This is a genomic window from Ruegeria sp. CL7, from assembly GCF_056536445.1.
This window is the reverse complement of record NZ_JBQFPQ010000013.1, coordinates 1-25,746: the sequence shown is the minus strand read 5'-3', so window position 1 is coordinate 25,746 and position 25,746 is coordinate 1. Positions and strand designations below refer to the sequence as shown.

Annotated in this window: 19 protein-coding genes and 1 pseudogene; 14 read left to right on the top strand and 6 right to left on the bottom strand. The window is 54.1% G+C overall.

Annotated features, from left to right (window positions below; all coding sequences use genetic code 11):
- Window positions 1–249 precede the first annotated feature (249 nt).
- Both ACR0LI_RS19770 and ACR0LI_RS19765 read right to left on the bottom strand, forming a co-directional pair.
- Window positions 250–1,233: a hypothetical protein gene (locus ACR0LI_RS19770; RefSeq protein WP_480719097.1), complete on the bottom strand. Its 984-nt coding sequence runs from the start codon at window positions 1,231–1,233 to the stop codon at window positions 250–252.
- Between the two features lie 251 nt (window positions 1,234–1,484).
- A complete protein-coding gene (locus ACR0LI_RS19765) occupies window positions 1,485–2,138 on the bottom strand; it encodes a GntR family transcriptional regulator (RefSeq protein ID WP_170417164.1) in 654 nt (217 codons plus the stop codon).
- A 213-nt stretch (window positions 2,139–2,351) separates the two neighbouring features.
- On the opposite strand from ACR0LI_RS19765, the gene ACR0LI_RS19760 reads away from it, so the two are divergent.
- The 13 genes and pseudogenes from ACR0LI_RS19760 to ACR0LI_RS19700 all read left to right on the top strand — a co-directional run bounded on the left by ACR0LI_RS19760 (window position 2,352) and on the right by ACR0LI_RS19700 (window position 18,134).
- Window positions 2,352–3,428, top strand: a complete 1,077-nt coding sequence (locus ACR0LI_RS19760) for a Gfo/Idh/MocA family protein (RefSeq protein WP_480719096.1) — start codon at window positions 2,352–2,354, stop codon at window positions 3,426–3,428.
- A 100-nt stretch (window positions 3,429–3,528) separates the two neighbouring features.
- Window positions 3,529–4,539 (top strand): TRAP transporter substrate-binding protein DctP, encoded by a 1,011-nt coding sequence (dctP, locus tag ACR0LI_RS19755; protein WP_171634656.1) that lies wholly within the window; start codon window positions 3,529–3,531, stop codon window positions 4,537–4,539.
- A 30-nt stretch (window positions 4,540–4,569) separates the two neighbouring features.
- A complete protein-coding gene (locus ACR0LI_RS19750; RefSeq protein WP_171634653.1) occupies window positions 4,570–5,145 on the top strand; it encodes a TRAP transporter small permease in 576 nt (191 codons plus the stop codon).
- Complete coding sequence (locus ACR0LI_RS19745) at window positions 5,142–6,437, top strand: TRAP transporter large permease (RefSeq protein ID WP_480492542.1); 1,296 nt, start codon at window positions 5,142–5,144, stop codon at window positions 6,435–6,437. The genes ACR0LI_RS19750 and ACR0LI_RS19745 overlap by 4 nt, the downstream gene beginning before the upstream one ends.
- On the top strand, window positions 6,437–8,329 hold the full coding sequence (locus tag ACR0LI_RS19740) for a bifunctional sugar phosphate isomerase/epimerase/4-hydroxyphenylpyruvate dioxygenase family protein (protein WP_480719095.1): 1,893 nt from the start codon (window positions 6,437–6,439) through the stop codon (window positions 8,327–8,329). The genes ACR0LI_RS19745 and ACR0LI_RS19740 overlap by 1 nt, the downstream gene beginning before the upstream one ends.
- Before the next feature lie 8 nt (window positions 8,330–8,337).
- Window positions 8,338–9,153 carry a citryl-CoA lyase gene (locus ACR0LI_RS19735; protein ID WP_210093389.1) on the top strand — a complete coding sequence of 272 codons (816 nt, stop codon included), beginning with the start codon at window positions 8,338–8,340 and terminating at the stop codon, window positions 9,151–9,153.
- The gene (locus ACR0LI_RS19730; RefSeq protein ID WP_245223558.1) at window positions 9,143–10,330 is read left to right on the top strand and encodes a Gfo/Idh/MocA family protein; all 1,188 of its coding nucleotides are present in this window, start codon (window positions 9,143–9,145) and stop codon (window positions 10,328–10,330) included. Before ACR0LI_RS19735 ends, ACR0LI_RS19730 begins: the two co-directional genes overlap by 11 nt.
- Entirely contained in the window at window positions 10,320–10,994 is a 675-nt protein-coding gene (locus ACR0LI_RS19725) for a hypothetical protein (RefSeq protein WP_209834499.1), read from the top strand. The genes ACR0LI_RS19730 and ACR0LI_RS19725 overlap by 11 nt, the downstream gene beginning before the upstream one ends.
- The gene (locus ACR0LI_RS19720; RefSeq protein WP_480719094.1) at window positions 10,987–12,177 is read left to right on the top strand and encodes a Gfo/Idh/MocA family protein; all 1,191 of its coding nucleotides are present in this window, start codon (window positions 10,987–10,989) and stop codon (window positions 12,175–12,177) included. The genes ACR0LI_RS19725 and ACR0LI_RS19720 overlap by 8 nt, the downstream gene beginning before the upstream one ends.
- A 154-nt stretch (window positions 12,178–12,331) precedes the next feature.
- On the top strand, window positions 12,332–13,246 hold the full coding sequence (locus tag ACR0LI_RS19715) for a sugar phosphate isomerase/epimerase family protein (protein ID WP_209834496.1): 915 nt from the start codon (window positions 12,332–12,334) through the stop codon (window positions 13,244–13,246).
- Entirely contained in the window at window positions 13,227–14,636 is a 1,410-nt protein-coding gene (locus ACR0LI_RS19710) for an aldehyde dehydrogenase family protein (RefSeq protein ID WP_480485655.1), read from the top strand. The genes ACR0LI_RS19715 and ACR0LI_RS19710 overlap by 20 nt, the downstream gene beginning before the upstream one ends.
- Window positions 14,636–16,417 carry a thiamine pyrophosphate-binding protein gene (locus ACR0LI_RS19705; protein WP_480719093.1) on the top strand — a complete coding sequence of 594 codons (1,782 nt, stop codon included), beginning with the start codon at window positions 14,636–14,638 and terminating at the stop codon, window positions 16,415–16,417. The genes ACR0LI_RS19710 and ACR0LI_RS19705 overlap by 1 nt, the downstream gene beginning before the upstream one ends.
- Before the next feature lie 576 nt (window positions 16,418–16,993).
- A pseudogene (locus ACR0LI_RS19700) lies at window positions 16,994–18,134 on the top strand (IS3 family transposase).
- 355 nt (window positions 18,135–18,489) lie between these two features.
- Here the strand turns inward: ACR0LI_RS19700 and ACR0LI_RS19695 are convergent.
- The 4 genes from ACR0LI_RS19695 to ACR0LI_RS19680 form a co-directional block, all read right to left on the bottom strand.
- On the bottom strand, window positions 18,490–19,500 hold the full coding sequence (locus tag ACR0LI_RS19695; protein ID WP_171725207.1) for a DUF2955 domain-containing protein: 1,011 nt from the start codon (window positions 19,498–19,500) through the stop codon (window positions 18,490–18,492).
- On the bottom strand, window positions 19,490–20,446 hold the full coding sequence (locus tag ACR0LI_RS19690; protein ID WP_171634624.1) for an HlyD family secretion protein: 957 nt from the start codon (window positions 20,444–20,446) through the stop codon (window positions 19,490–19,492). The genes ACR0LI_RS19695 and ACR0LI_RS19690 overlap by 11 nt, the downstream gene beginning before the upstream one ends.
- A 104-nt stretch (window positions 20,447–20,550) precedes the next feature.
- The gene (locus ACR0LI_RS19685; RefSeq protein ID WP_171634622.1) at window positions 20,551–21,630 is read right to left on the bottom strand and encodes an AI-2E family transporter; all 1,080 of its coding nucleotides are present in this window, start codon (window positions 21,628–21,630) and stop codon (window positions 20,551–20,553) included.
- 178 nt (window positions 21,631–21,808) lie between these two features.
- Window positions 21,809–22,078, bottom strand: coding sequence for a potassium channel family protein (locus tag ACR0LI_RS19680; protein ID WP_348539562.1), 270 nt, complete (start codon window positions 22,076–22,078; stop codon window positions 21,809–21,811).
- 421 nt (window positions 22,079–22,499) lie between these two features.
- Here ACR0LI_RS19680 and ACR0LI_RS19675 point away from each other — a divergent pair, with 421 nt between their 5' ends.
- A complete protein-coding gene (locus ACR0LI_RS19675; RefSeq protein ID WP_480719092.1) occupies window positions 22,500–25,151 on the top strand; it encodes an AsmA family protein in 2,652 nt (883 codons plus the stop codon).
- The last annotated feature ends 595 nt before the right edge of the window (window positions 25,152–25,746 follow it).

The window sequence follows — 25,746 nt, the reverse complement described above, 5'->3', positions numbered from 1 at the left end:
CAGGCGACACATAGTTCTGCCACCAGCGACAGAACCTTGCCTTTTTCGCCTCACGTCCTTCATCTAGCACCTAGACCGATTTCAATGATCCTGACTTCCCTATTGGGAAATCAGGGCTGATTTGCAGATCAGACGCCGAAGGCACCTGTTCCTGCTGATCTGCCACGTGGCGAACGCGGATGGGGGCGAGGCAATGCTATTCGACAATAGTGGTGCGGCCCGCAGGCTCAGGCGAGGACACGGTGTTGTCTAATAGGGTTGCGGTTCTTCAACCAGCACCAGATGTAGTGGTTCGTATTGAACGTCATCGTTAGCATTGGCAGCCTTGCCGACGCGCATCCAAGAGTCGCGAAAGCTCATCAACCTGAAAATCATCGAAATTAGGTTTTGGTATCCGAGCCCATTGTTGTTTTCTGCAAGCCGCAGCAGCGGCACCATATCTTCACTTTCCGTAGGGGCCACATCAACGACAAATGTTACAGCCGAAGAGTGATTTAACCCGTCGATTGCCTTTAATCTCGTAGAAACCTTTGGTTTCGGGTCTGTTACGCCTGGGTGACTCATTTCTTCAACTTCACTAAATGCAGCTGCGAAGCTTTCGGTTAGCTTTTGATCAAACGCGTCTTGCGCCGCTTCAATGGCTTGAAGCGCGCCTAAATCATTTGCATCAGGTCCTTTCGCCGGATCGAGGTGTTTTGAATAGTAGCTGCGGAGTTGATCCGAAAGCTTGCTACCAGGAGATCCTGCGGGAGCGTCGTCGTCTTCCTCGCCTGCCGCTTCTTCACCGAATCCACGCTGCGCAGGGATATCGTGAATTCGTACTAGCCCTTTCAATGGCTCACCTTCGTAAGGAAGACAGTTTGACGGCAATTCCTGCAAGGCCGCTTGTCCACGTACAGGGTCGGCAGCTTTTGCAGGGTCAAGCGGATAGACGCGGACAATAAAGTATTTTGATAGTCGCTTTCGAAGAAAGTCGGTCAAGGTTCTCGGCCAGAGGGTAAGCTTCGGTGCAGGCTGTTTTGTGTCCGTAGTCTCGGAGCTATCTACGTGCTTCGTTTCTGCGGCGCTTTTGAGTTCTTCTGCATCCCTTGTTGCAGATATGAAGTCCTTAAATAGCTCTTCGACGTCGCTTGGCTCAAAGCGAAGACGTACACCGAGGGAACCGCCCTCCCAATCAAGCGTTGGGATCAACTCGCGAACATGCCTTATGTACTCGTTCCACTGAAGGGCCACTACTCAACCAGAGATCGCTTCACATAAAACCGTTTCAAGAATGTTCGCGGTTTGTTGTGGTGGTGCAAAGCAACCCTTGGTTGCGGAAGCTTAGCGTTCTCATCTCTGTTTAAACGGCTGCCTGATGTAGCGGGTTCGGATGTCGAATCATAAACTTACGGAATTCGTCTGGTAAGCACAGTAATTAAACTTGCCTTTCAGGTCCCGTGCCGTTGATTCAGGTGATGGAGATAGGCGGCAACAACAGCGAGCTACATAGCCTCCAGCGTATGTGAAAGACCGTTTCGGATGTGATCTTCTAACAGCTTCTTAGCGGTGCCCGCGTCTCTGGCCAATGCGGCATCGAACATGCCCTTATGCTCCTTGACTGCCTCTTCGCCGCGATAGGTCAGCACGAGCATCTGATACCGCAAATACTTGTCGTAGATGATCGAGTGCAGAGACAGAAGGTTTTTGGAGTTGCAGGCCGCGATCATCGCTTGGTGAAACTCCCAATCATATCTTTTCCAGGTTTCTTTCTCGGACTCGTCGCCCTTGAGAAGCTGCTGTTCCATCAGGTGCAGTTTGTGGTGTGCAGCAACGAGGTTGCCTTCCCAGTCCGTGTCGCCATTCGCAATGGACAACTCCAACGCGTGGCATTCCAGCAGGACACGCAACTCTGATATCTCGGTCAGGTCTTCGCGAGAGACCGGCGTAACCAGGAAGCCTCTTTGTTCGGGAGCTTCGACAAAACCGTCGCTGGCAAGCCTGTTCAGGGTTTCACGAAGTGTTGAAAGGCTTGCTGAGTAGCGCTCTTTCAATGCGTCCAGCTTCAGTTTGGAGCCGGGTTGCAACTCTCCGAAGATGATATCCCGCTTGATGCGCTGATAGGTGCTTGCACCTATCGTAGACGGCTGTTTCGCCATGCGTTTCACCCGATATTTTTAGATTCCTCCTTCAAATACCACTTTATAGAGTTATCAGCAATCCAATCTGATGTATGGTAGAAATAAAAATATCATACATTATTGTGGAATCGCAAAAACCCCAATACGGTCGAATTCAAGTTGGGCAAAGCAGCTCAGTCATAAACATTGGTTTCGGAGTTTCCGAACCCTCTGGAAGGAAGCAAAGTGTCAATGAACTTTCGCATTGCCATTGTCGGCATTGGCCTTGTTGGACGCCGCCACGCAGACGCGATCCGCGCGTTGCGTCATGTCGATCTTGTTGCGGTTGTTGATCCCAGTGACGAAGGGCGCACCTACGCTGCGGAGCATGGCGTTGCGTGTTACGAGACCCTCGAGAATATGTTTGCAAATCAGACGCCGGACGGAGCTGTGCTCGCGACGCCCACGACGCTTCATGTTGAACAAGGCCTCACATGTGTGCGACATGGTTGTCCCGTTCTTGTCGAAAAACCGATCGCCGTGGAAGCCTCCGCTGCACTGGAGCTTGTCCAAGAAGCGGAAAAGGCCAATGTGCCACTGATGGTCGGACATCATCGTCGGTACAATCCTCTGATCCGGTCGGCTAAGGAAGCCATTGTCGATGGGAAGATTGGAGATGTGCGCGCTGTCCATGCGAATTGCTGGTTCTATAAGCCAGACGAGTATTTTGATGCTGCGCCTTGGAGAAAGAAACCCGGTGCAGGGCCCATCTCAGTCAATCTGGTCCACGACGTCGATCTTCTGCGGTATTTGGCCGGAGAAGTCGTGACCGTACAGGCTCAGTCGGCTGCATCGCAGCGGGGCTACGACAACGAAGATGTTGCCGGTGCTCTGTTGACGTTCGAAAGCGGGGCGATAGGGACCATAAGTGTGTCCGACAGCATCGTTGCTCCATGGAGCTGGGAGATGACGTCTCAGGAATATCCAATCTATCCGTCGACCGCTGAGAGTAGCTACATGATCGGTGGCTCTCATGGTTCGTTGTCCGTTCCTGATCTTCGATTGTGGAGTTACCAGGGTGAGGAAAGGGATTGGTGGATTCCAATTTCGTCAACCGCGCTGAAGAAGGGTTCCTCTGACCCACTGGTCAATCAACTCGGGCATTTTGTTGACGTTGCTCGGCACGAAGCAGATCCGATTGTGTCCGGCTGGGAAGGCTTCAGAACACTTCAAGTCATTGAAGCTATTCAGAATTCCTGCAGAACAGGTGATACGGTCAACATCAAAAACTTACAAAAAACACAAATGGCAGGTATGACGGCAGTCTAAAATATCAGATATTTTGCAAAACATCTTGCAAAATGTCCAAAATAGGTCAAAACTCTGAATCGCAAAAAAGAAGCATCATGATGTCTCAGGGAGGAGCAAAGTGATTACCAAACTTACCCGCCGGGCTGCTGTGTCGGCCCTGGTCGCAACCGGTGTTCTGTTTAGCGCAACAAGTGGTGTGCTGGCGGAAGACAAAGTGCAACTTCGCCTCGCAACATCAGGATCGGAGACCGATCAGCGCTCGGTCGCTATGGCCGAGGTTTTCGCGCCCATGGTCGCTGATTTCGCAAGCTACGAGCCCAGCTATAATGGAACCATCTTCGCCCAAGGCACCGAGTTGGACGCCATCAGCCGGGGTAACCTAGAAATGTCGATCACCTCGGCGCAGGAACTGGCCCAGTTCTTCCCCGAGTTTTCGATCTTTACCGCAGGCTATGTCCACCAGGACGCCGCGCATCAGGTGGCTGTCTTCAACGATCCCTTGATGGATGCCTTCAAGCAAAAAGCTGAAGAAGAGCTGGGCGTCAAACTGCTGTCGGTCATGTATCTGGGCCGTCGTCAGGTTAACCTGCGCCAACCCAAGGATGAGCTGACAGTCACGACGCCAGCAGACTTGGAAGGCGTGAATCTGCGGATGCCGGGCACCGACGCATGGCAGTTCCTTGGCAAAGCGCTGGGTGCCGCGCCGACACCGATGGCCTTCTCCGAAGTCTATACCGCGCTGTCGACCGGTGCCGTTGACGGGCAGGATAATCCGTTGCCGACCGTCGTCGACGCCAAGTTCTATGAAGTGACCAATCAGATCGTCCTGACATCGCATCTGGTCGACTTGAACTATATCGCCATCGGCAAAGAGGTTTGGGACGGGCTTACACCGGAACAGCAAGCCAAGGTTCAGGAAGCTGCGGACGCAGCAGCTGAATCAGGCCGCCAGAAACAGCTTCAGAAAGAAGAGGATCTTGTCAGCTTCCTGAAAGAGCAGGGCATGGAGATTTACGAACCCGATCTCGCTGCGTTCCGCGATCAGGTACAGTCTATGTACCTGGAAAGTGAATTCGCCGGATCATGGCCGGACGGTGTGCTTGAGCAGATCAACGCTCTGGGCAACTAAAGTCGTCTGAAGAAGGGAGGGAGAACCATAATGAAAGCCTTTATGAAGGGGTTCTCCCGACTGACCGAAGCGATTGCCGGCGGGATGCTGGCGGCAATCTTCCTGATCTTCCTATTGCAAATACTCTTGCGCTACTTCTTTACCCCCGCCGGATGGACGCTTGAACTCATCGGCATTCTGTGGGTCTGGGTGATCTTCTTCAGTTGCGCTTTCATAGTGCGAGAACGGGATCACGTGAAGTTCGACATTATCTACCTTTCCGTCCCGATGCGCGTGCGGCAGGTCTTTGCGATGCTGGCGGCCGCAGCGATCGTGGTCGGTATGCTCTACAGCTTCCTTCCGACGTGGGACTACATCGACTGGATGAAAATCCGCAAGACATCGACTGTCCGCAATCCGTTCTCCGGCGAGAAGATACCGCTGCGCACAGTATTCTCGATTTACGCGGTATTCATGCTGGTCGTCGCAGCGCGGTACGCGTGGCTATTCTTCGACGTCATGCGCAATGGCCCACCAAAGACAGAGTTGGAACTGGTCGTTGGGTACAACGTCGTTGACGACCATCCGCGTGTCGACGTCGAAGAGGGCGAGGAAGTTAAGAAATGAGTTTTGAACTTCTTTCCTGCCTGCTCGCTCTCTTTCTTCTGGCAGGCATCGGGACACCTATCGGCTATTCCATCCTTTTGGCCTCATTGGTGTATCTGGGCACGGCCGGATTGGACGTCGCCCTCGCGGGCGAGAAAATCCTGCAAGGCTTCTACAAAAGCACGATCCTGCTTGCCGTGCCTTTGTTCATCGTCGCCGCGAATATCATGAATGCTGGGTCGATCACGGACCGGCTTTTGAACTTCTGCGTCGCTGCTGTCGGTCGTTTCAAGGGCGGCCTCGGGCACGTAAACGTGGTAGCGTCTCTGATCTTTTCCGGTATGTCCGGCTCGGCTGTCGCGGATGCCGCGGGGATCGGCAAGATAATCATTGAAATGATGACCAAAGATGGCCGCTACAGCCGAGGCTACGCAGCTGCAATCACGGCGGCGTCGGCAACGATCGGCCCTATTATTCCACCCTCGATCCCGATGGTTTTGTACGCGCTCGTTTCCAAGGCCTCTATTGGGTCGCTGTTCCTGGCCGGTATTCTGCCGGGTCTGATCATGGGCGTCGTTCTGATGGCGATGAACTACTATCTGGCAGGAAAGCGGAACTTTGCTTTGGAAGAACCTGTTCCGCTGCGCGAGTTGCCCGCAAAAGCCGCCAACGCGTTTCCGGCGCTGCTGATGCCTGCAATCCTGCTGTACGGCATATATGGCGGCGTCACCACTCCGACCGAGGCTGCAGCAGTGGCTGCATTCTACGCCCTGCTTCTGGCAGCGTTGTTCTACCGCGCGCTGACCTTCCGTGGCCTATATCAAGTGTTCGTCGACAGCGCGCGCTCTTCCGCAGCCGTCGGGGTGGTCATTGGGGGCGCGTTCATTCTGAACTTCATCGTTATTCAGGAACAAATACCGCAGTCTATCTCGGCGCTGCTGGAGGGTTCTGATGTCAGCCCGATTGTGTTCCTGATCCTCGTAAACCTGCTGATCCTCGCGCTAGGATGCGTGTTAGACGCAACAACGATCATCCTGGTGATCGTGCCCCTGTTCATTCCAACCTGCGAAGCGCTTGGAATTGATCTGGTGCATTTCGGGGTGCTGGTCGTCGTGAACTCGATGATCGGTCTGATCACGCCTCCCTATGGCATTCTACTCTTTGTGATCAACGCCGTGACGGACATTCCGCTGCGTGAAATCATCTCGGAAATCTGGGCCTTCCTCGCGGTTCTCATCTTCGCCCTGGTGATCATGATGCTGATGCCGGATCTGGTCCTGTGGTTGCCGCGTATGTTTGGGTATCAGGGATAATGTGCCTCTCGGTTTCGACAACGTCGATCCCCGGTGATCTGGCTGAAAAGCTGAGTACTATCGCTGACGCGGGATTCGGGGGTGTCGAATTACACGAGCCGGATTTGACTGCTTTTGACGGGTCGCCATCTCAGATCCGGAACATTGCGTCAGATTTCGGCCTGAAGGTTTGCCTGCTGCAACCCTTCCATAACCTTGAAGGCCAGTCCGGCAGTGGACGGGAGCGCGCCTTTGATCGGCTGAAACGCAAACTCGACCTGATGACCGAGTTGGGTACGGAATTACTGCTAATCGGGTCTGCCTACGACGTCGATGCCGCTGCAACCGAAGAACAGGTAATCGCAGATCTTGGCGAGGCGGCCCAAATCGCTAAAGAAATAGGGATGCGTCTGGCCTATATGGGCTTGCCATGGTCGGATCTTATTCGCTCGGATGAGCAGGCGTTACGCGTCGTTGAAGCCATCGACAGCCCCCATTTCGGGCTGGCCCTGAATTCCTTCTTCTCGCTTGCCGATGGGTCCAAACCAGCCCGCCTTCGGGACATTCCCGGAGAGCGGCTGTTCCATGTGCAACTGTCCGATGCACCCCGGCTTGAGATGGATATCCGCAGGCTCAAGCGGCATTTCGGGCTTTTGCCCGGGCTCGGATCGCTGAACCTTGCGGGCTTCGTGCGGGTGTTGTCGCGCGCCGGTTACAAGGGGCCTTGGTCCATTGCGCGCGTCAACGAAGCGGCGCCGCAACCCGGAGGCAGGACGCTGGCCCGAGACAGCTACAGGTCGCTGGTGAACCTCCTGGATGAGGTATCTCGGACCGAACCGGGAACCGATTTCGGTATCCCGGAACTGCCGGAACGCGTCTATGTATCAGGCTTTGAGTTCGTCGAATTTACAGCTGATGAATTAAGCGGCGCGCAGCTTGCAGAGATGCTGTCAGCAATGTGCTTTCGAATGGAGCGAAAACACGTCACCAAGTCCGTCGAGCTGTGGCGGCAGGGTGCCATAAACATCGTTGTGAATACCGAAAAGGAAGGTTTTGCCCATTCGGCGTTCCTGGGTCACGGCCCCTCCGTTTGTGACATGGGGTTGCGTGTCAAAGATGCGGATCAGACGGTTCAGCGGGCGACCGCGTTGGGCGCGCCGAATTTCTCACAGCCGGTGGGAACAGGGGAACTGGATATCCCGGCCATTCGGGGTGTTGGTGGCAACGTCGTTCATTTCATCGATGAGAAATCCGATCTCCATCGGGTTTGGGATATCGAATTTGAGCCGGTTGCGAAAACCAAAGCCACCCAACCTGCCGGTCTGCGTCGTATCGACCATCTGGCCCAGACGATGCGTCATGATGAGATGCAAAGTTGGCTACTCTACTACATTTCGACTTTTGAGATGGCAAAGTCTCCTATTGTGAACGTCGCCGATCCGTCCGGCGTCGTGCAAAGCCAGGCTATCGAAAGTCCAGAAGGCGAAGTGCGCCTGAACCTGAACGGGGCCGTTGGGCGCCGAACTCTGGCGGCGTCATTCCTTGAAGATGGCTTTGGCGCCGGTGTTCAGCACATTGCCTTCCAATCGGACGATATTTTTGAAACCTCAGCGCAGTTGCTCAAGTCCGGCTTTCCCAGCCTGTCCATCCCGGAAAACTACTACGCTGATCTGCAAGCGACATTCGGATTGGATGACGATTTGGTCGCCCAATTGCGCAGGGGGAACATTCTCTACGATCGGGCGGCGGGTGCTGAGTATTTTCAGATATACAGCCGCCCCATCTTTAACGGCTTCTTCTTCGAAATTGTTGAACGCCGTATGGGCTATGCCGGTTATGGCGCGCGCAATGCACCCATTCGCCTTGCTGCGCAAAGCAAAACCCAGCCGGTGAAAGAGGTGCAGACGCAATGACCGCGCAGATGAAAGACGATGAGCGCGCCGTTCGCCAATGGTGGCGTACCTCTATCATCGACATGAAACCCGGACAGATCTCTTTTCGTGGAAACGCCATAGAGGACCTGATCGGAAACGTATCTTTCCCGCAGATGATCTGGCTTATGGTGCGGGGCGATCTACCCAGCGACGCGCAAGCGCGCCTGTTCGAAGCCGCTTTGGTCGCAGGCGTGGATCACGGCCCACAGGCTCCCTCAATCGCGGCTGCGCGTATGGCCGCTACCTGCGGGGTAGGTCTCAATAATGCGATGGCGACTGCGGTGAACATGCTGGGCGACGTGCACGGCGGGGCAGGAGAGCAGTGTGCAGAGCTGTACTATGACATCGCAGCTCGCATGGATTGCGGAGCATCGTTGAATGACGCAGTGAAGGACGGTCTGGACAGCTGGCGCGAGACCTATGGCAAGATCGTATCGGGCTTTGGTCACAGGTTTCACAAGCCTGTCGACCCACGCGCACCACGATTGATGCAACTTGTTCGTGATGCGGCGGCAGTAGGCACAGTATCTGGCCGGTTTGCCGATATCGGAGAAGAGGTTCAAGCCGAACTCGGTCGTCAACGCGGCGGTCGGCCAATTGCCATGAATATCGACGGCGCGACAGCTGTGATCTTCTGCGAACTTGGCTTTCCTGCGCCCTTGTCGCGGGGGCTGTTCTGCCTGTCCCGCTCGGTCGGAATACTTGCCCACGCCTGGGAGCAGACGAGCCAGGGCGGTCGGAACAAAGGGCCTATGCCCCCAAATTACTTACCCCTCTACGAAGACAGGAATGATGACAGGTGAGACATCGAAATCCTTCCGGGTCGGCCTTATCGGCTGTGGTCGTATCAGCGATATTTATCTAAAAACACTATCCAAATTCTCAAACGTTGAGGTCGTGGCTTGCGCAAGCCTTGACCCTTCTGAAAGCCGCGCCAAAGCGGATCAATACGGTGTCGCCAAGGCCTGTGCGCCAGATGAGGTGTTTGACGATCCGACGATTGACTGTGTTCTGAATCTGACAATCCCGGCGGCGCATGCGGAAATCAGTTTGCGCGCGTTGGAGGCGGGGAAACACGTCTATTCCGAAAAGCCACTGGTCATGAACCGAACGGATGGTAAGGCGATCCTGCACATGGCCTCTGAAAAGGGGTTACTGGTCGGTTGCGCACCCGACACATTTCTGGGCGGTCGCTGGCAGACCGTTCGGCGCTTGATCGACGAGGGTGCCATTGGCAAACCGACAGGGGCTTTTGCCCATGTCGGGACCCACGGGACGGAGCGCCACCATCCCAACCCGGATTTCTACTATAAGGCGGGTGGTGGGCCATTGCTGGACCTTGGGCCGTACTACCTGACCGCCATGATCTGCTGCCTTGGTCCCGTTGACCGGGTTGCCGGAATGGCTCGGCGCACGTTCGACAATAGGATGATCGAAAACGGCCCTCGCAACGGCGAATGGATAGATGTCGAGGTCGACACGCACTCCCTAAGCCTGCTGCAGTTCTCTTCCGGAGCTATAGGGTCGATGACCATGAGCTTCGACGTCTGGGACAGCGAAACTCCACGGTTCGAGATCTACGGTGAAAACGGCACCATCAGCATCCCAGACCCAGACCCGGTTCATGGTGCCAATATCTTTCAAGGGGATGTCTGGCTGAAAACGCGGGAGACCTCGCGCTGGTCTCATCAGCCTCGTCCAACCGGTCGCGAAGACTGGCAGGTGGTCGAAAACAAACACGGGTTCAATGAAGACAGCCGCGGGCTCGGCCTTTTGGATCTGGCCCTGGCGGCGCAAGAAGGACGCCAACCCCGTGCAAGTGGAGCGCTTGCCTACCATGTATTCGAGGTCATGGACGCGATTGAACGGGCGCCGAAATTTGGTGCCTATCAGACGATAGAAAGCCGTTGCGAGGCTCCGGAACCTTTGCCGGTCGATTTCCTGAACGATGAGAGGAAGGAGTTGGTCCATGCCGATTGAGACACTCGATTTTGCTCAGCCATTCTTTCGCGTCCAGCACATAACTGACGAGCGCAGAATTTCTATAGAGGGTCGCGCCATCGTCCTTAACCTTGGGGGGCGAAATCTCTCTGTCGAGGATCAGACCATTGCACCGCTTTCGTCTGTGATCGTGCAAGACAGCACGCTTAGCGGCGTGGAACGTGCAGTCATTGTCCACGATTTCGACGCCCATGCGGATGACAACGAGTTGTTCGCATGGGTGAAAGATACATGGCCATCTGCTTTTGATGTTCGCCAAGAGGAGCGTTTGCGCGGTGTCAGCCACTACATGTCGCCAAAGGTCTTTGTAGGTAACGTTGGGCTGACCATGTACCATTCCGGCTCGGTGCCGCTGAATGTCGGATTGCACAAGGATCATCCGTTCTGCCCGGTACCGGGGTTTCGCGAAGTGCATACACAAATCGTAGGCTTTGGCAAAATGCAGCAATGCCGTGAGCGGGATGTTGAAACCCTTTACCTCGAAGAATTCATGGCCCCCGGCACGACGCACAAACCGATGTATGACGCTGAAGGCAACTATCCCTGGCATCAATACGAGACGATTACCCCCAGCATCTTCATGGCGGTGGAAATACTGCCAGAAGGCGTACGGGCCCCGGAAATAGAGGTTCAGAATGGCTGAGAGACTTTTACCCAAAGACCTGAACTTTGACGGACCTTTCCCCCGGTTGTCTCGCCGTTTGCGGCTGGGCGTTGTTGGCGGCGGACGGATCTCTGTCACGCAGGCAACGGCCGCGCGGATGACCGACCGGTGGGAGGTCACCGCAGGCGCGCTCAGTTCTGACGCCGCGCGAAGCAAGGCGCGCGGGGCCGAGTGGTTCCTGCCGGCAGACAGGTGCTATGCGTCGTTCGACGAGATGGCGCAGGCCGAGGCGACGCGCCCGGATGGCGTAGATGCCGTCATGATCACGACCCCGAACCACGTTCATTTCGAAGCTGCCAAAGCGTTTCTTGAGGCGGGCATTGACGTGCTGTGCGACAAGCCCCTGACCAACGAAGTTGCCGAGGCCGAGGGGCTTGAGGAGATCGCCGCGCGCACGGGAAACATCTTTGCTGTCGGATATACGATGTCATGTTTTCCAGTAATCCGTCAGGCCAAACAAATCGTGGCGGAAGGCGGCATCGGTAAAATCAACCAAATCCACGTCGAGTTCATGCAAGACTGGATGACGCCCGATGATGTGGCTGATGCGCCCCACGTCAAATGGCGGCTGGACCCAAAGATTTCTGGTCCGACCAGCTGTGTCGGCGATATCGGCACCCATGCCGCGCATCTCGCCAGTTTTGTCTCGGGCCTGCCTTTGACCGACCTACGGGCCGAGTTTCATGTCTGCGGCGCGCCAAAGCCTTTGGAAGACACAGCATTCATGTTCACCCGCTATCAAAACGAGGTTCCGGGAACTCTGATGGCGACTCGCCTGGCCCCTGGGAATCGGGGAGGGTTGCGGTTGCGCATATTCGGGAACGAAGGAGGTCTCGAGTGGGACCTGGAGAATTCGGAACAGCTGAAGTTCAATCGGTTCGGTGAGCCGGATCGTATCATCAGCCGAGGTCACGGGCATGGCATCGGCCCCGGCGCAGAACGTCTAATCCGGACCGCGCGCGGCTTCCCAGAAGGGATTATCGAAGCCTGGGCCAACCTCTATACGGAATTTGCTATGGCCGTAGCCACGCGTCGGGATGGCGTTACCGTTCCGGATGATTGGCTTACTTATCCCAGTGTCGAACAAGGTGCAGATGGCGTCCGGTTTATTGAAGCCTCCGTGCGCTCTCACCAGTCCGGAGGTGACTGGGTCACTCTCTAAGGCTCTGCCAACAAGATTGTAAAACACGCCCGGGCAGTTGCCCGGGCGCTTTCATTTCCTGCTCAGTATTAAAAGTTGATATTTTAAAAAATATCAGATATTTTTTACTACGTGTGATGAATTTAAGATTCGCAGACACGTGGAGCTGTCGTTCATGGTGAAACCCGAAGAGGCTGGCGCAAGCCCCTCTCTCTATTCCTTGGCGCATCTGACGCTGATTGGCTGTACGCCGCCCGAGTTGGTCTATATCGCCGCGCGGGCCGGTTACGATGCCGTCAGCCCCCGCTTCATTCCGATGCATGTGCCCGGTGAATTCACTCAATCTCCAATAGACAAGGCACAGGTGCATGCCACCAAAACTGCTCTCTCTACCACTGGCTTGAAAGTCCTCGATGTCGAACTTGCGCGCATAACAGAAGATGTCGATCCGCGCAGTTTTGAGCCTTCTCTTGAGATCGGTGGGGAATTGGGTGCCAAGCGCATGATCATGAGCGCGTGGACCAATACCCGTGATGATCGTGATTTTCTGATCGACGTCTATTCTGAAACCTGCGAACTGGCCGCGCCCTACGGGTTAACGGTGGACCTGGAGTTCCCAAGTTTTTCCCGCCTGCGCACTCTGGATGAGGCCCTGGATATTGTCCGCGCTTCCGATCAGCCCAACGGCGGTATCCTGGTCGACACGCTCTATCTGCACCTCAGCCGAGTGGATCTTGGAGAGCTGTTGCACGTCCCCTCGGACCTCTTTCACTTCCTGCATATCTCAGATTGCCTGCCCGGAATCGCTGATACGCGCGAAGGCATGATCCAGCTGGCCCGTGATGCAAGGCTGTACCCCGGCGAAGGCTGGATCGATTTCACCGGCATCATCGAACGGATGCCACCCGTCGACTATTCCATCGAACTGCCCAACCAAAGCCGCGTTGCCGAGTTGGGATATGAAGAACACGCGCGTCGCTGTCTCAGCCACGCCAAGCGGACATTCGGCGCGGCGCGATCTCAGCGTCGTATGACCGATGCAGCAATTCCAAAACACCAAGAGGATTATCATGGGCAAAGAGCTCACTGAGAACGACCGCAACATGGCGGCCGATATGCTGGCGCGCGCCCGCGCTGCCATGGCCGAGATCGAGGATTGGGGTCAGGACAGGCTGGACCGCCTGTCTCAGGCCATTGCGTGGTATGCGGGGAACGAGAAGACCTTCACGCGTTTGGCCCAGCAGGGCGTGGACGAAAGCGGTATCGGAGATCGCGCAGGGCGTCCTGCGAAGCGCTTCAAGATTCACATGGTGCTGCGAGATGTCTTGCGCACACCCTCGACGGGTATCGTCGAGGTGGATGAGGAAAAAGGTCTGGTGAAATATGCCAAACCTGCCGGTGTGATCGCCTCCCTGATCCCGATGACCAACCCGGCAATGACTCCACCAGTGACCGGCGTGTCCGCCGCGAACGCCCGGAATGCGGTCGTCTTCAGCCCGCATCCGCGAACCGCCCATACCACCTTTGAAATGGTCGAGGTCATGCGTGCAGCTTGTCGTGCTGCCGGTGCCCCCGAGGACTTGTTCCAATCCATTCGCAAACCGTCGATCCCATTGACGCAACATCTGATGGAGATCTGCGACCTGACGCTGGCGACGGGTGGCAAGCCCATGGTCAAAGCAGCCTACAGCTCGGGACGTCCGGCCTATGGCGTGGGCGCGGGCAATTCGTCCATCGTCATCGATGAGACCGCAGATCTGGACATTGCCGCTCAGAACACTCGTATTTCTAAGACCTCTGACTTTGGGTCTGGCTGCTCGGCAGATGGCAACATCATCATCCAGCGCTCGGTCTACGACGATATGATCAAGGCACTTGAGGCCGAAGGTGGATATCTCTGTTCGGATGAAGAGAAGGCCATGCTCGAAGCGGCTATGTGGGATGATAGGGGCAACCGCACGTTCCCGACCATAGCTTGTCCGCCTCAGCAAACGGCCAAGGTCGCCGGGTTCTCGATCCCCGAAGATCGCAAATTCCTGATGGTTGAAAATCAGGGGCAAATCGGCCCGCAGCATAAGTTCTCCAAGGAAAAACTGACCACGTTAATGGCGCTATATCACTTCGAAACTTTCGATGATGCGCTGGAAACGGTCAGCCAGATCTACAACACCGGGGGCAAGGGCCATTCCTGCGGCATCTACAGCCACAATGACGATCACATCGACCGGTTGGCGCGTCTGGCTCCGGTCAGTCGCATGATGGTTCGACAGCCTCAGTCCAAGGCCAACGCGGGTGCGTGGACCAATGGCATGCCTATGACCAGCAGTCTTGGTTGCGGCATCTGGGGCGGCAACATCACAAATGAAAACGTCACCATGAAACACATGATGAACTACACCTGGGTCAGCCGTCCGATCCCTGAGGATCGCCCCTCGGAGCCGGACCTGTTCGGTGAATTCTACGGACAGGAGGTCGCGTGATGGACGCAAGCAAACTCGACGGTAAAACCGTCGCCGAACACATCGTTGATTTCCTCGAACGCCGTGATGTCAAGCATGTGTTCGGGCTTTGTGGCCATACAAACATCGCAGTTCTGGCTGCACTGGCCGAAAGTCCGATTGATTTTGTCACGGTGCGGCACGAACAAATCGCCAGCCACGCGGCGGACGCATATGCCCGCGTGACGGGCAAGGCCTCGGTGGTGTTGTCACACCTCTCCCCAGGTTTGACAAACTGTGCCACCGGGGTCGCCAACGCGGCGCTGGACTGTATCCCCATGGTCGTGATCGCGGGCGATATTCCCACGCATTACTATGGCAAGCATCCGCATCAGGAAGTGAACCTGCACGCAGACGCGGCCCAATGGGAGATTTATCGCCCCTTCGTCAAACGTGCTTGGCGGGTGGATCGCGCCGACCTGATGGCCGAAATCTTGGAAAAGGCGTTCCATCTGGCTGAAAGCGGTCAGCCCGGGCCGGTGCTGGTCAATGTGCCGATGGACATCTTCTCCGAGGTGATCCCCTCGGACAGCTTCGACCGTATCCGCGATAACACGCGCGCGCTCAAGAAGCCGTCGATTGACGATGAAACCGCACGTGAAATCATTGAGGCTCTGGCACAGGCCGAAAACCCGGTTGCCTATGTCGGCGGCGGTATCCTGTTGGCGCAGGCCAGTGAGGAGTTGCGAGAATTTGTTGAACATATGGGCCTTCCAGTCGCGCATTCCCTGATGGGTAAAGGCGCGTTGCGAGACGACCATCCGCTTGTGCTGGGAATGACCGGGTTTTGGGGCACCGAATTGGTCAACCAGTCCTGCTTGAATGCGGACTACATCTTTGCCGTGGGCACTCGGTTCAAAGAGGCCGATTGCTCCAGCTGGTACCCCGGCTATACGTTCAACATCCCCGGTTCCAAGGTCATTCATATCGACATTGAACCGCAGGAGATCGGCCGGAACTACCCCACCGAGATCGGAGTCGTTGCTGACGCCAAGGCCGCTTTACTAGTCCTCAACCGGGTCGTCCGCGAGATGTATCCGGAGGGCCTCCAACGCCCCGTGCTGGAGCAGAAGATCGCTGACTTTCGGACGGACTTCAAAGCGCGCAATGTGGAAATGGCGACCTCATCAGCCTTTCCGATGATGCCCGAGCGCATTCTGGCAGATGCCCGCAAGGCACTGCCTGAGGATGCCATCATCACCACGGACGTTGGGTGGAACAAGAACGGTGTCGGACAGCAATTCGATATCCTGACCCCTGGCTCAATACTGACCCCGGGCGGGTTCGCGACGATGGGTTTTGGCCCTCCGGGCGCGATCGGCGCAAAATTGGCAGCACCTGATCGAGTCGTACTAAGTTTAGTTGGCGATGGTGGCTTCGGTCAAAACCCGTCGATGCTCGCAACGGCCGTCGAACTCAATCTGGGCATCATCTGGCTGGTCATGAACAACAACGCCTTCGGAACGATCGCAGGCCTTCAAAAAGCTCATTACGGTTTGACCTATGGAACCACGTTCCCCGGATCAGCCGCCGCACCCGCAAACGGACCGGGTTATGCAGATATTGCAAAAGCTTATGGTGCAGAAGGGCACAGGCTCAGTGCTGCTGATGAATTGTTGCCCGCATTGGAAGCGGCAATCGCCAGCGGCAAACCAACCGTTCTTGATGTCCCAATGATCAACAACCCAACACCAACGACCGGACATTGGAACATCTTGGACATATACTCGCCGGACAGGGATGTTTCGCACGTTGCCACCTAGATCAATTTGGAGTGTGCGATCCGCCTGTGCATACGGCTTTTGCCTGTAACTGTTTAACAGAAGGGCAATTGCCGCTATGCGATGGCTTAAGCTTGATGGAAAACCTTTGAGTCGCAAATGGCAAGACTCGTGCCTCGTGCTATTCTAGGGAAATTTAAAATCAAAGGCTTAGATGTCGATGAATGGCAAAACTATGTGTCGCCCGACATTCCTTGTGGGACGACACATAGTTTTGCCATTTGGCAGCCATAGTCGTTCCATTGGTGATAGACGCTTCGTTTTTTGTTGGTTCGCTATGTGCCAGTCGGTGATGGCTGATGCCGGAATCGGATTGGGCAGAGGTGGTTGGACCTGGTCGCATTTTTCATGACCTTGGGTATGCTCACTTGAGGTGCGTGCGCGTAACGACGATTTGCCGAGTTTTCTTTGGCTGAACTGGTTAGTTTGAATTTTGCCAAAACTAACGAATATCCTCGGTCACTGCTGGACAGCTGTTCACCACACTTGCCTCATGACCCAACCACCTGAAATCAGGCCACTGAAGTGTTAGTAATCCGTCCAAGCAAAGGATGGACTATGAAACGCAGATTTTCGGACGAACAGATCATTGGAATGATCAAGGAATACGAGGCTGGAGTTAAAGCACAGGAGTTGTGCCGCAAGTACGGGATCAGCGATGCAACGTTCTACAAATACAAGGCCAAGTTCGTCGGGATGAACGTGTCGGATGCCAAGAAGCTGCGTGCACTTGAGGATGAGAACAACCGCCTGAAGCGCATGCTGGCAGATGCGATGCTCGACAATGCGGCATTGAAGGATCTCGCGACAAAAAACTACTGACGCCCGATGTCAAAAGACGGGCCGTGTCAGACGTGATGGATCGACACGATTTGTCTGAGCGTCGGGCGTGTGAACTGGCCGACCTGCACAGGTCTGTTTTCCAGTATCAGAAACAGGACGAGGATGACGCGGCCTTGCGCAAGCGCTTGCGCGAACTGGCGAACGAACGTCGTCGGTTCGGCTACCGGCGTTTGGGCATCCTATTGGCCAGAGAGGGCTTTGAAGTGAACCACAAGGAGCTGTTCGTCTCTACCGTGAGGAAGGATTGGCTGTGCGCCGTCGTCGGTCGCGCAAACGAGCTTTGGGCACGCGAAGGCCTATTCTTGTGCCGGATCGGGCCAATCAGCGGTGGTCGTTTGACTTTGTGTCCGACGCCTTTGAGGATGGTCGGCGGTTCCGTGTGTTGTGCATCATTGATGACTGCGCCCGAGAGGCACTGGCAACTGTCGTGGATCGTTCGTTGTCAGGCGCGCGGATGACCCGTGAACTGGATGATCTGATCCGCAGGCGTGGCCAGCCGGACATGATTGTCAGCGATAATGGAACGGAAATGACATCTCATGCCGTTCTTCGATGGTGCCAAGACACTGGCGTTGGCTGGCACTACATCGCACCAGGCAAGCCCATGCAGAACGCATTCGTGGAGAGCTTCAATGGTCGACTGCGTGACGAATGCCTGAACGAACATATCTTCGGCAATCTCGCAGAAGCCCGAAAGATCATTGAAACCTGGAGGATCGACTACAACACTCAGAGACCACACACATCGCTTGGCGGACTGGCACCGGCCGTTTACGCCAATCTCAACCGTGCCGCCCGGTCTGCTTCGCTTGAGCTACGCAAAGGCTCCGCTCAGCAGGCCTTGACCGCAACCTAGTCACGAGAAAAAAACAGGAACGGATTCTACATCCAAACGGCCCGGATCAAGGGGCTGGGTCAAAGATCAAATGGCATGGGCAGCTGTGGTGACAAAGAAAGAAGATCGCCACGATCTCATTGACGAGGGTAATAACTTGCTGCGGTACATCGTTAAGGAATTTGCCAAGGCTTGAAATGCCATTGTCGAAGGTACGTGAGAACAGGTCGGGCACTCAACCAGAGATCGCTTCACAATAAACCACTACTGCGGTGTTTGCGGTTTGTTATGGCGCTGCAACTCGTGCGGTGGTTGCGAAAATTGGTCAAACTGGGAACTCTGCTGGTTTCAGCGCCCAGTTTTGTCGCAACTAACTTCATTGAGTCGCCTGGCGCTCTTTCTCCGGCCAAAACTCATCTACCACAACATATGCGATGATTACGAAAAACGCGGCGCTGGCAACTTGCAATACGCGAGTGATGCTCTTGACGTCAGCCTCGTCTGAAAATGGTGCAACCGAACCGCCATATACTATCAGAGCTGTCGTAATAGCGGAACCGGCGGCGGCGGCGAGCGGGACTTTTGACTTTCCAAGTGCTCCGAGTGTTAGGCAAAAGAAAAAACACAGCAAAACGGGGGTGAGAATAACCGGAGCTATTACGTTTATTTCATAACAAATGATGGATACTGCGGCCCCAAGTAGATTTGCCGTCAGCATAGCTTTTGCAACTGTTTTGCCTGCAGCAGGCATTGCCGCAAGTTGCTGGCTCAGCAGGGCGACAAAAAACAGGACCAACAAAGCAGAAGCGCCAGAAATAAAGAACGCCATAGCAAAGGGCACTGTGACCAGAGACATCCTGACTATTCGGCGATGTGAGTCGAAGTCCGGCGATGTTGCAGCTTTCTTTTGAGGTGCCGTTTGAGGTGCAGCGGGTATCAACACGAACATCAGCGTCGATACAAAGCCTGCAAACAGCAGATTCAGTGGTATCCAATACACGAGCACCAAGGCCAGATCCTGTGATTGCAAAACCAAGTTCGGGATCATCAACGCTCCCATGAGGGCGATGACACCGGGCAATACTCCGGCACCGGAAACGGACCATATGAAAGACAGGATTATTCCAATCGCCACTAGGATCAGGAACACAACAGGATATGGTGAGAAGATTGAGGAAAGCAGGAATGAAGTGAACATCAATCCAATCGAGAAGACAAACAGCTTGCCGAACGCTGCCAAAGGCAATGCGGCAGGCGCTTGAAGAAAAAGGGCAGTGAAAACCGCTCCAATGATGGCGAGTGGCCACCCGAGAAACAGGCCCAATGCAAATACACCGGTAACACCCAGCGCAAGCCGGGTGACAGAGCGTTGGTTCTCAGTATGCATAGGAGAAGATTGAAACCACGCGGATGTAGGCGCGGCCTACGAGGTTCAGCAACGAGTTGTCGCTTAGATACATGATTACATCGGCCTGCCCGTTCAGTTGAAAGCGAAGATCGTCTTCGGCACTTCCAGCTTCATAGCCGGGTAAAACAATCCTGACCGGAAACCTTTCGGGCTCCCGCAAAAATCCCTTGGTGCTTGGCGGGCTCGCCAATTGCCCTGGCTCATCACTGCCACTCAAAGAAACAGCAGCACTAAAGCTCTCAATGACGCCCGGAACAATCTTACCTGGATGCATATCCAACACCACATCAACCGGAGACCCTATTGAAGCTCTTCCCAGATTGTTCTCGGTAAAATACGCCTCGATCCAGACGTCGGTTGCATCCAGAAACGTCAAAAGATCCTGGCCGGATCGCGCATACGTTCCGGGGGCAATCAGCAGATTAGAAATGACACCTGTCGCAGGAGCACGCAGTTCGGTCCATTCAAGGTTCAGTTCCGCATCCGCCAAGGCCGCCAGTGCGCGCTGGATTTTCGGGTTTTCAATCCCATCGTCACCAAGCCTTTGCTTTGCTTTTTCCAGATCAGCTTTTGCGTTCTCAAAGTTTGCCTCGGATTCTGCCAGTTGTCCTCGTGCATCATCGGCTTTTGAGACGGCAATCAACCCTTTCTTTTCGAGCGCAAATACACGTTCCGTCTGAATGCGCATCGTATCCAGATCGCTCTGCGCCCTTGCGAGTTTGGCTTGTGCCGCACTTACCTCTGCCGAAGACGCACCCACCTCTTGGGTTGCCGCTTCAAGATCAGCTTCCGCCTTTGAACGCTCGATTTCGTAGGGTCTGGAATCTATTCGAACCAGAACATCACCTGCCGAAACGATTTGGCCGTTTTCTACCAAGACTTCCGTTACCGTTCCGGTCACCTGAGGCACGATTTGGGTGGCCACAGCTTTTACTCTGGCGTTCCCGGTAAAAGGTGTTTTTCGATCAGCGACCAGATACCAGACAAGGAAAATCAGAATGACAGCCAGGGTTGTCCATATCGTTTTCCTCATTTCGTCGCACCTTCGACAGTGCCCTCGGCTTCAGGTGAGGTATCAATCCAAACCTTGAACAGCTCATAGAAGACAGCAAAGAGTACCGGCCCCATAAAAACGCCGATCAACCCGTACGCCATCATACCTCCGAGAACACCGATGAGGATGACCAGCATGGGAGTCTCAAGGCCTTTTGAGATGAACACGGGTCTTAGGAAACTGTCCATTATCATGACGGGAACGGCCAATATGGTGAAGATCAAAGCAGTTCCACCGGACATAGAACTCCATGCGTAGATAATAACTGGTATCAGAACCAGTCCGGGCCCGATTTGGATAATTGAGAGTATGAGGCAGATAAATGCCAGCGTGGCGGCCGAAGAAATCCCAAACAATGCCAACAGTATCCAAACGAAAACTGCCTGAATGGCTGCTACGCCAATCACGCCTTTTGTAACGTTTCGGATCGTTGCGCCTGCCAGTGTCACGAATTCACCGCCGCGCGGCGCAAAGACACGGTTGGCAAAGCGCTGAAGACCCTGGACCAAATTTGGCCCGGGGCTGAACAATGCCCCCATAATCAACACGGACAGAGCTAAGCCAAGAAGCCCGATACCAATGCCCAACACCTTTCCGAAGAGCGATTTGGTGATTTCAAGGATTTGCGCGCCGTATTTTGCAAGCGCACCGTCCAGATTCCGTTCAAACATACTCCAGACATCGGCAATCTTGCTTCCGATCAGTGGTAGTTCCTTGATCCCCTCAGGGGCAGGGGGGATTTTCAACTCACCCTTGTCTGCTTGTTCCGCAAACTCGGACCCTAGTTCAGCAGCCCCGGACACCGCAGTTGCGACTGGCCCGAGGGTCAGAACAAGGCCCAACAAAACCAAGATCGTTGTGGCAAGTTTTTTCCGCCCTCCCAGCTTGGACTGGAGCCAATCAAATGCCGGGTAAAGCGCCACACAGAGGATCGTTGCCCAGATAACCACACTTGCAAGCGGGGCCACCATGACCAAGGCGCTGTAAAGGAATAATCCGAGAAAAAGCAATCGTATTGCGAGGTCGACAATCTTCGCGTCCTGAGTCTTTTCCATTCCATCCCTCCGTGAACTTTTTTTGAATGTTACACTCAAAAAACCTAATATGTATATTTTTTTAGAATTTAGTGGTCATCTATCAGCTTGAAGACACAAATCAATCCGGGCCACGGCTTGAGATGCCCAGTCAAATCAATGCCTGGGCATGAGTTCGGGTTGGCCAAATTGGGATAATCTACTTGTCCGCTTTTTTGTCGTCTTGGGACAAGATTGTATCCGCCACTGTGGTTGCTGCAGTCACGAAGACACCGAGACCTACAATGATGTATACCATCGTAAAGATCTTCCCTGCCGCGGTTTCGGGTGAGAAGTCACCAAACCCTACGGTCGAAATGGTCACGACAGAAAAGTAGATTGAGTCGAGCCAACTCCAACCTTCGACAAAGTGGTAGAAGGCCGAGGCCCATAAAATCATTCCGACTGTAAAGGCAAGAAGGCCTTTCACTCTACCATCCTTGAAAGCAACACCAATCCCACGTGTGATTCTAGTTAGCGAATTCATTGTGTCCCCATCGTTTGAATAATTCACATATAACAGTAATTAGATGGATGAGGGAATTGAAGTATTTTAGCCGCCACTAGTTTGGTTGGGCGTCGGGTCGCAGTAATCAAAGCTAATGCAATGTGCCCGTTTACGAATCGTTAAACGCGTTTCAAGCCAGCTATTTTGAAACTGGGTCAGCAGCACATCCTAAATTTAGTCCTTTAACCGTTTCTTAGCCGCCCGACCAATTCCGCAAGAGCAGTCGGTTAAATGGTCAAGGTCATTTAGGGTTCAGCAAAATGAGAAGCCACACATTCCATTAACATGATGCTTTAATGGTCTAGTCTGCCCAAAAAAGGAATCAGAACCTTAGGAGAAAAGCGTGCGGTTCATCACAAAAGGTGTCATGGTTTGTTGCGCTGTCGCGTTCGTCGCGGTTGTTGTGGCATGGCTTTTCCTGTCCTCTGCGTTGTTTTCTTCTGTCAGAGCCACTTTTGTTGAAAACCTGATCTCGAAGAAACTTGGTCAGGACGTGTTAATCGATGATGAAGTGCGTCTAGGCCTTGGTCGGCAACTGCATGTATCAGCAGCGGGATTGGTACTACCCGGCGCGATCAGAGCCGAAGCGAATCTGGCAGCAATCGATAAACTTGAGTTCAAAATTTCTGCCCGCGACCTTTGGAACAGAAAATTGTCGCTGAGTGAGCTTTCTCTCTCGGGTGTTCACCTCAACTTGATCACGGACAAAGACGGTGTCGGAAACTGGCAGTCCGCTTCCCAAACGGGCGCTAGAGCCAGGGATCCGGCCAAACCTGCAAACCTGTCTGTGGCTGGAATTCTAACGGACCACAAAATTGACCTGACCGACGTCACCGTTCTTTACCAGAACGATCTAAACGGGCTTGGTCTGGATCTGCAGCTTCCTGAGCTGAATTTAAAGCGTGATACGGAAACCGACGTTGTGACCGCGGTTGGGGCTGGTGCACTAAACGGAGAGAAGTTTACTCTGAACGCGAGCATTCCTGCGGACGACTCGTTTCAGGTCGCGGTGAACTTCGATCAGATTGCGATTGCCGCCGAGGAAGTCCCTCAAGAGAACGGGCTACAAGTGAATACGACCATAGAGGTTGCCGAACTTGGTCAGCTTCTTGATATCCTGAAACTCAATCGCGTTCTGGAGGGTTCAGGGAGTATTGGTGCAGCATTCAAATCAGTCGACGGCGTAGCCCGGATTGATGACCTGGCTGTATTGACTGAATTGGATGGTGGGCAAAGCCTTTCGCTGACGGGACAAATCGGAGAGTTGGGAAACCCAGAAGACGTATCCCTGACAACCCGAATTAGGTTGTACCCAGAAGATGCGGAACCAGCCCCAGCCGCCTCGCGGTATGATCTTAAACTTATCGCAGTCGACATGGTTATCGACAGCGTGCCTGGGCAGGTGCCGCAGCGACAAATGGTCATTAAGACCAACGGTTTCACGTTGGACACGTCCGGCGAAGGCCCGCCCCCGATTAAGTTCTCCGAGCTTTCCAGAACACCAGAAGGCGCTTTAAAAGTCGGAAACATCAACCTTAGAATTGGCAACCCAGCCGATCCGTTTATCATTTTGAACGGTTCGGTCGATGACGCGCTTCAGTTGCAAGGCATTTCAGCAGAAGGCCTAGTGGATATACCGGCAAGCAGTTTGATCTCGCCAGAATTGTTGGGACCAGACGACCAGCTTGGCAGGTTTTCCGGTGACTTCCATTTGAACGGCGACATCAATCAGCTTTCGCTGACGAACTTGGATGGAAAGACAAGCGATACAGACGTCTGGAACCTTGAGGTGCATGGCACTGTCGAGAATGTACTCAAATTCGAGGACCTGGATTTGGCAATTGATGTCGCAGTTCCATCCGGAGCGGATCTTTTGCAGGCACTATCGCTTGAACGTGTGGAAACCGGGCAGGCTCGCCTTGAAATCAATCTTGTTAGCGAAGGCACTGATTGGAACGCGAGTGCCAATGTTGAGGTCGCCGACTCTATCTTGCAGATTATGGCCGATCTTGATGATGCAACAAGCGACCCGGTGCTGCAGGGTTCCATTGAGAGTGACCTGATAATGATAGATCAGATCCGAACTATCGTTCAGGCTGCCGCACAGTTGCGGAAATTAGGCGGCCCAAATCCGGAAGAGAAAGAACCTAAGAAAGAAGACGAGGGCAACCAAGGCGCGTTAAGAGATGTAACGCTTAAACCTATCGGGCGCTCAATTCTCTTGTCCGGCATGGATATGGATGTCGACGTTGACCTTCGGCACATCGAAGGTGCCAAGGGCATCAGCAGTCTGCAGAGCGAAGTGACGCTCAACAAAAACGCGCTTAAGGCAGGACCACTGAAGTTTGAATACGGAGGCGCTCATTTCGACGTCAGTGGGCAAATAGATCTATCGAACGACGCACATCTGCTCACGTTGACCGGCAAGGCAGGTGGCTGGCAACTGGATGAAATTCTTCACAGCCTGAACTTCAAAAAGGGCGCAAGCGGTACGATCTATGCAGATTTTTCGGTGACCGGCGGGACCGATTCAGTCAAGCATTTTGCCAATAGCATGAGCGGCAATGCCACAGTTTCAATGCGTGATGGCTCGATCGAGACCCAGCTTTTAGATCTGGCAGGATTGGGGGTGCTACCTTGGGTGTTTACCAAAAAGAAACAGAAGGTTGCTCCAATTGTATGTTTGCGCGCGCCGATTAGTATTTCAAATGGAAGTATTTCGACGAAACAAACCACATTGGAGACAGATCATGTCCAAGTCGTCGTCTTTGGCGGTGTTAATGTGGCGGGCAAGGTTTTGGACCTAAATCTGCAGCCCCGCAAGATTGGCGAACCTCTTTCGAAGAGCCCTTGGCCCGTGACCTTGAAGGGTCCACTAGCAAAGCCGAAGATCAAGGTCAAAGACGGTCCGAAGCGGCTGAAACGATCGGATGGTGCGGACAAAATGCCGGCAAGAAGACAGCTTTGCGTTCCGGACATTTTACAACTGCAGTAGTGGCGGAGGCAGTCGATAAAAGACCATTCTTAAAGTTCAAAAAGAATGGCATCGCTTTCTGAAAGCGATTTTTGCTTTGGGTTTTCTCTCGATATATTCCGCACGTTAGGCGAATAGAGACTCTCGTGGAGTTCAGCGGACATGATGGAAGACCTTTGAGACGCAAATGGAAAAACGTGTGCTCTGTTGAAATGGTAGCTAAAGCGAAATCAATAGCTTAGTGAAGCGTGAGTGGCAAAACTATGTGTCGCCCGACACTTTGAATCCATTGGAAAAATTGGCGGTTTTTACCAGCTACCCGCCAACATACCCACCTACCGATTTGAATGGCTGCACGAAGATTGTGTTTCCAACCATCGCGATTTCTCTCCGCAGCCTTCGATGAATCCGATCAAGTAGCGCCCGTGATATGCCCTTGAGTTTCCACGCGATCTTATGGACACAAATCAAGGTTTGGATAAGTACCTGGGTTGATTAAGACTGGCCATTAGGGTCAGAATTCAAAGCCAAAAAGATGACGGTAGCCGCCCGTGCGATGGCTGAGAGGAAGACCTTTGGGCACCTGTCGTATCGGGTTGCCACACGTCGCCAATCT

Excerpts from the sequence above, each read along its gene's own strand:
- ACR0LI_RS19765 (WP_170417164.1), bottom strand. The coding sequence starts at position 2,138 with ATGGCGAAACAGCCGTCTACGATAGGTGCAAGCACCTATCAGCGCATC.
- ACR0LI_RS19760 (WP_480719096.1), top strand. The coding sequence starts at position 2,352 with ATGAACTTTCGCATTGCCATTGTCGGCATTGGCCTTGTTGGACGCCGC.
- ACR0LI_RS19750 (WP_171634653.1), top strand. The coding sequence starts at position 4,570 with ATGAAAGCCTTTATGAAGGGGTTCTCCCGACTGACCGAAGCGATTGCC.
- ACR0LI_RS19745 (WP_480492542.1), top strand. The coding sequence starts at position 5,142 with ATGAGTTTTGAACTTCTTTCCTGCCTGCTCGCTCTCTTTCTTCTGGCA.
- ACR0LI_RS19740 (WP_480719095.1), top strand. The coding sequence starts at position 6,437 with ATGTGCCTCTCGGTTTCGACAACGTCGATCCCCGGTGATCTGGCTGAA.
- ACR0LI_RS19735 (WP_210093389.1), top strand. The coding sequence starts at position 8,338 with ATGAAAGACGATGAGCGCGCCGTTCGCCAATGGTGGCGTACCTCTATC.
- ACR0LI_RS19730 (WP_245223558.1), top strand. The coding sequence starts at position 9,143 with ATGACAGGTGAGACATCGAAATCCTTCCGGGTCGGCCTTATCGGCTGT.
- ACR0LI_RS19725 (WP_209834499.1), top strand. The coding sequence starts at position 10,320 with ATGCCGATTGAGACACTCGATTTTGCTCAGCCATTCTTTCGCGTCCAG.
- ACR0LI_RS19720 (WP_480719094.1), top strand. The coding sequence starts at position 10,987 with ATGGCTGAGAGACTTTTACCCAAAGACCTGAACTTTGACGGACCTTTC.
- ACR0LI_RS19715 (WP_209834496.1), top strand. The coding sequence starts at position 12,332 with ATGGTGAAACCCGAAGAGGCTGGCGCAAGCCCCTCTCTCTATTCCTTG.
- ACR0LI_RS19710 (WP_480485655.1), top strand. The coding sequence starts at position 13,227 with ATGGGCAAAGAGCTCACTGAGAACGACCGCAACATGGCGGCCGATATG.
- ACR0LI_RS19705 (WP_480719093.1), top strand. The coding sequence starts at position 14,636 with ATGGACGCAAGCAAACTCGACGGTAAAACCGTCGCCGAACACATCGTT.
- ACR0LI_RS19695 (WP_171725207.1), bottom strand. The coding sequence starts at position 19,500 with ATGCATACTGAGAACCAACGCTCTGTCACCCGGCTTGCGCTGGGTGTT.
- ACR0LI_RS19685 (WP_171634622.1), bottom strand. The coding sequence starts at position 21,630 with ATGGAAAAGACTCAGGACGCGAAGATTGTCGACCTCGCAATACGATTG.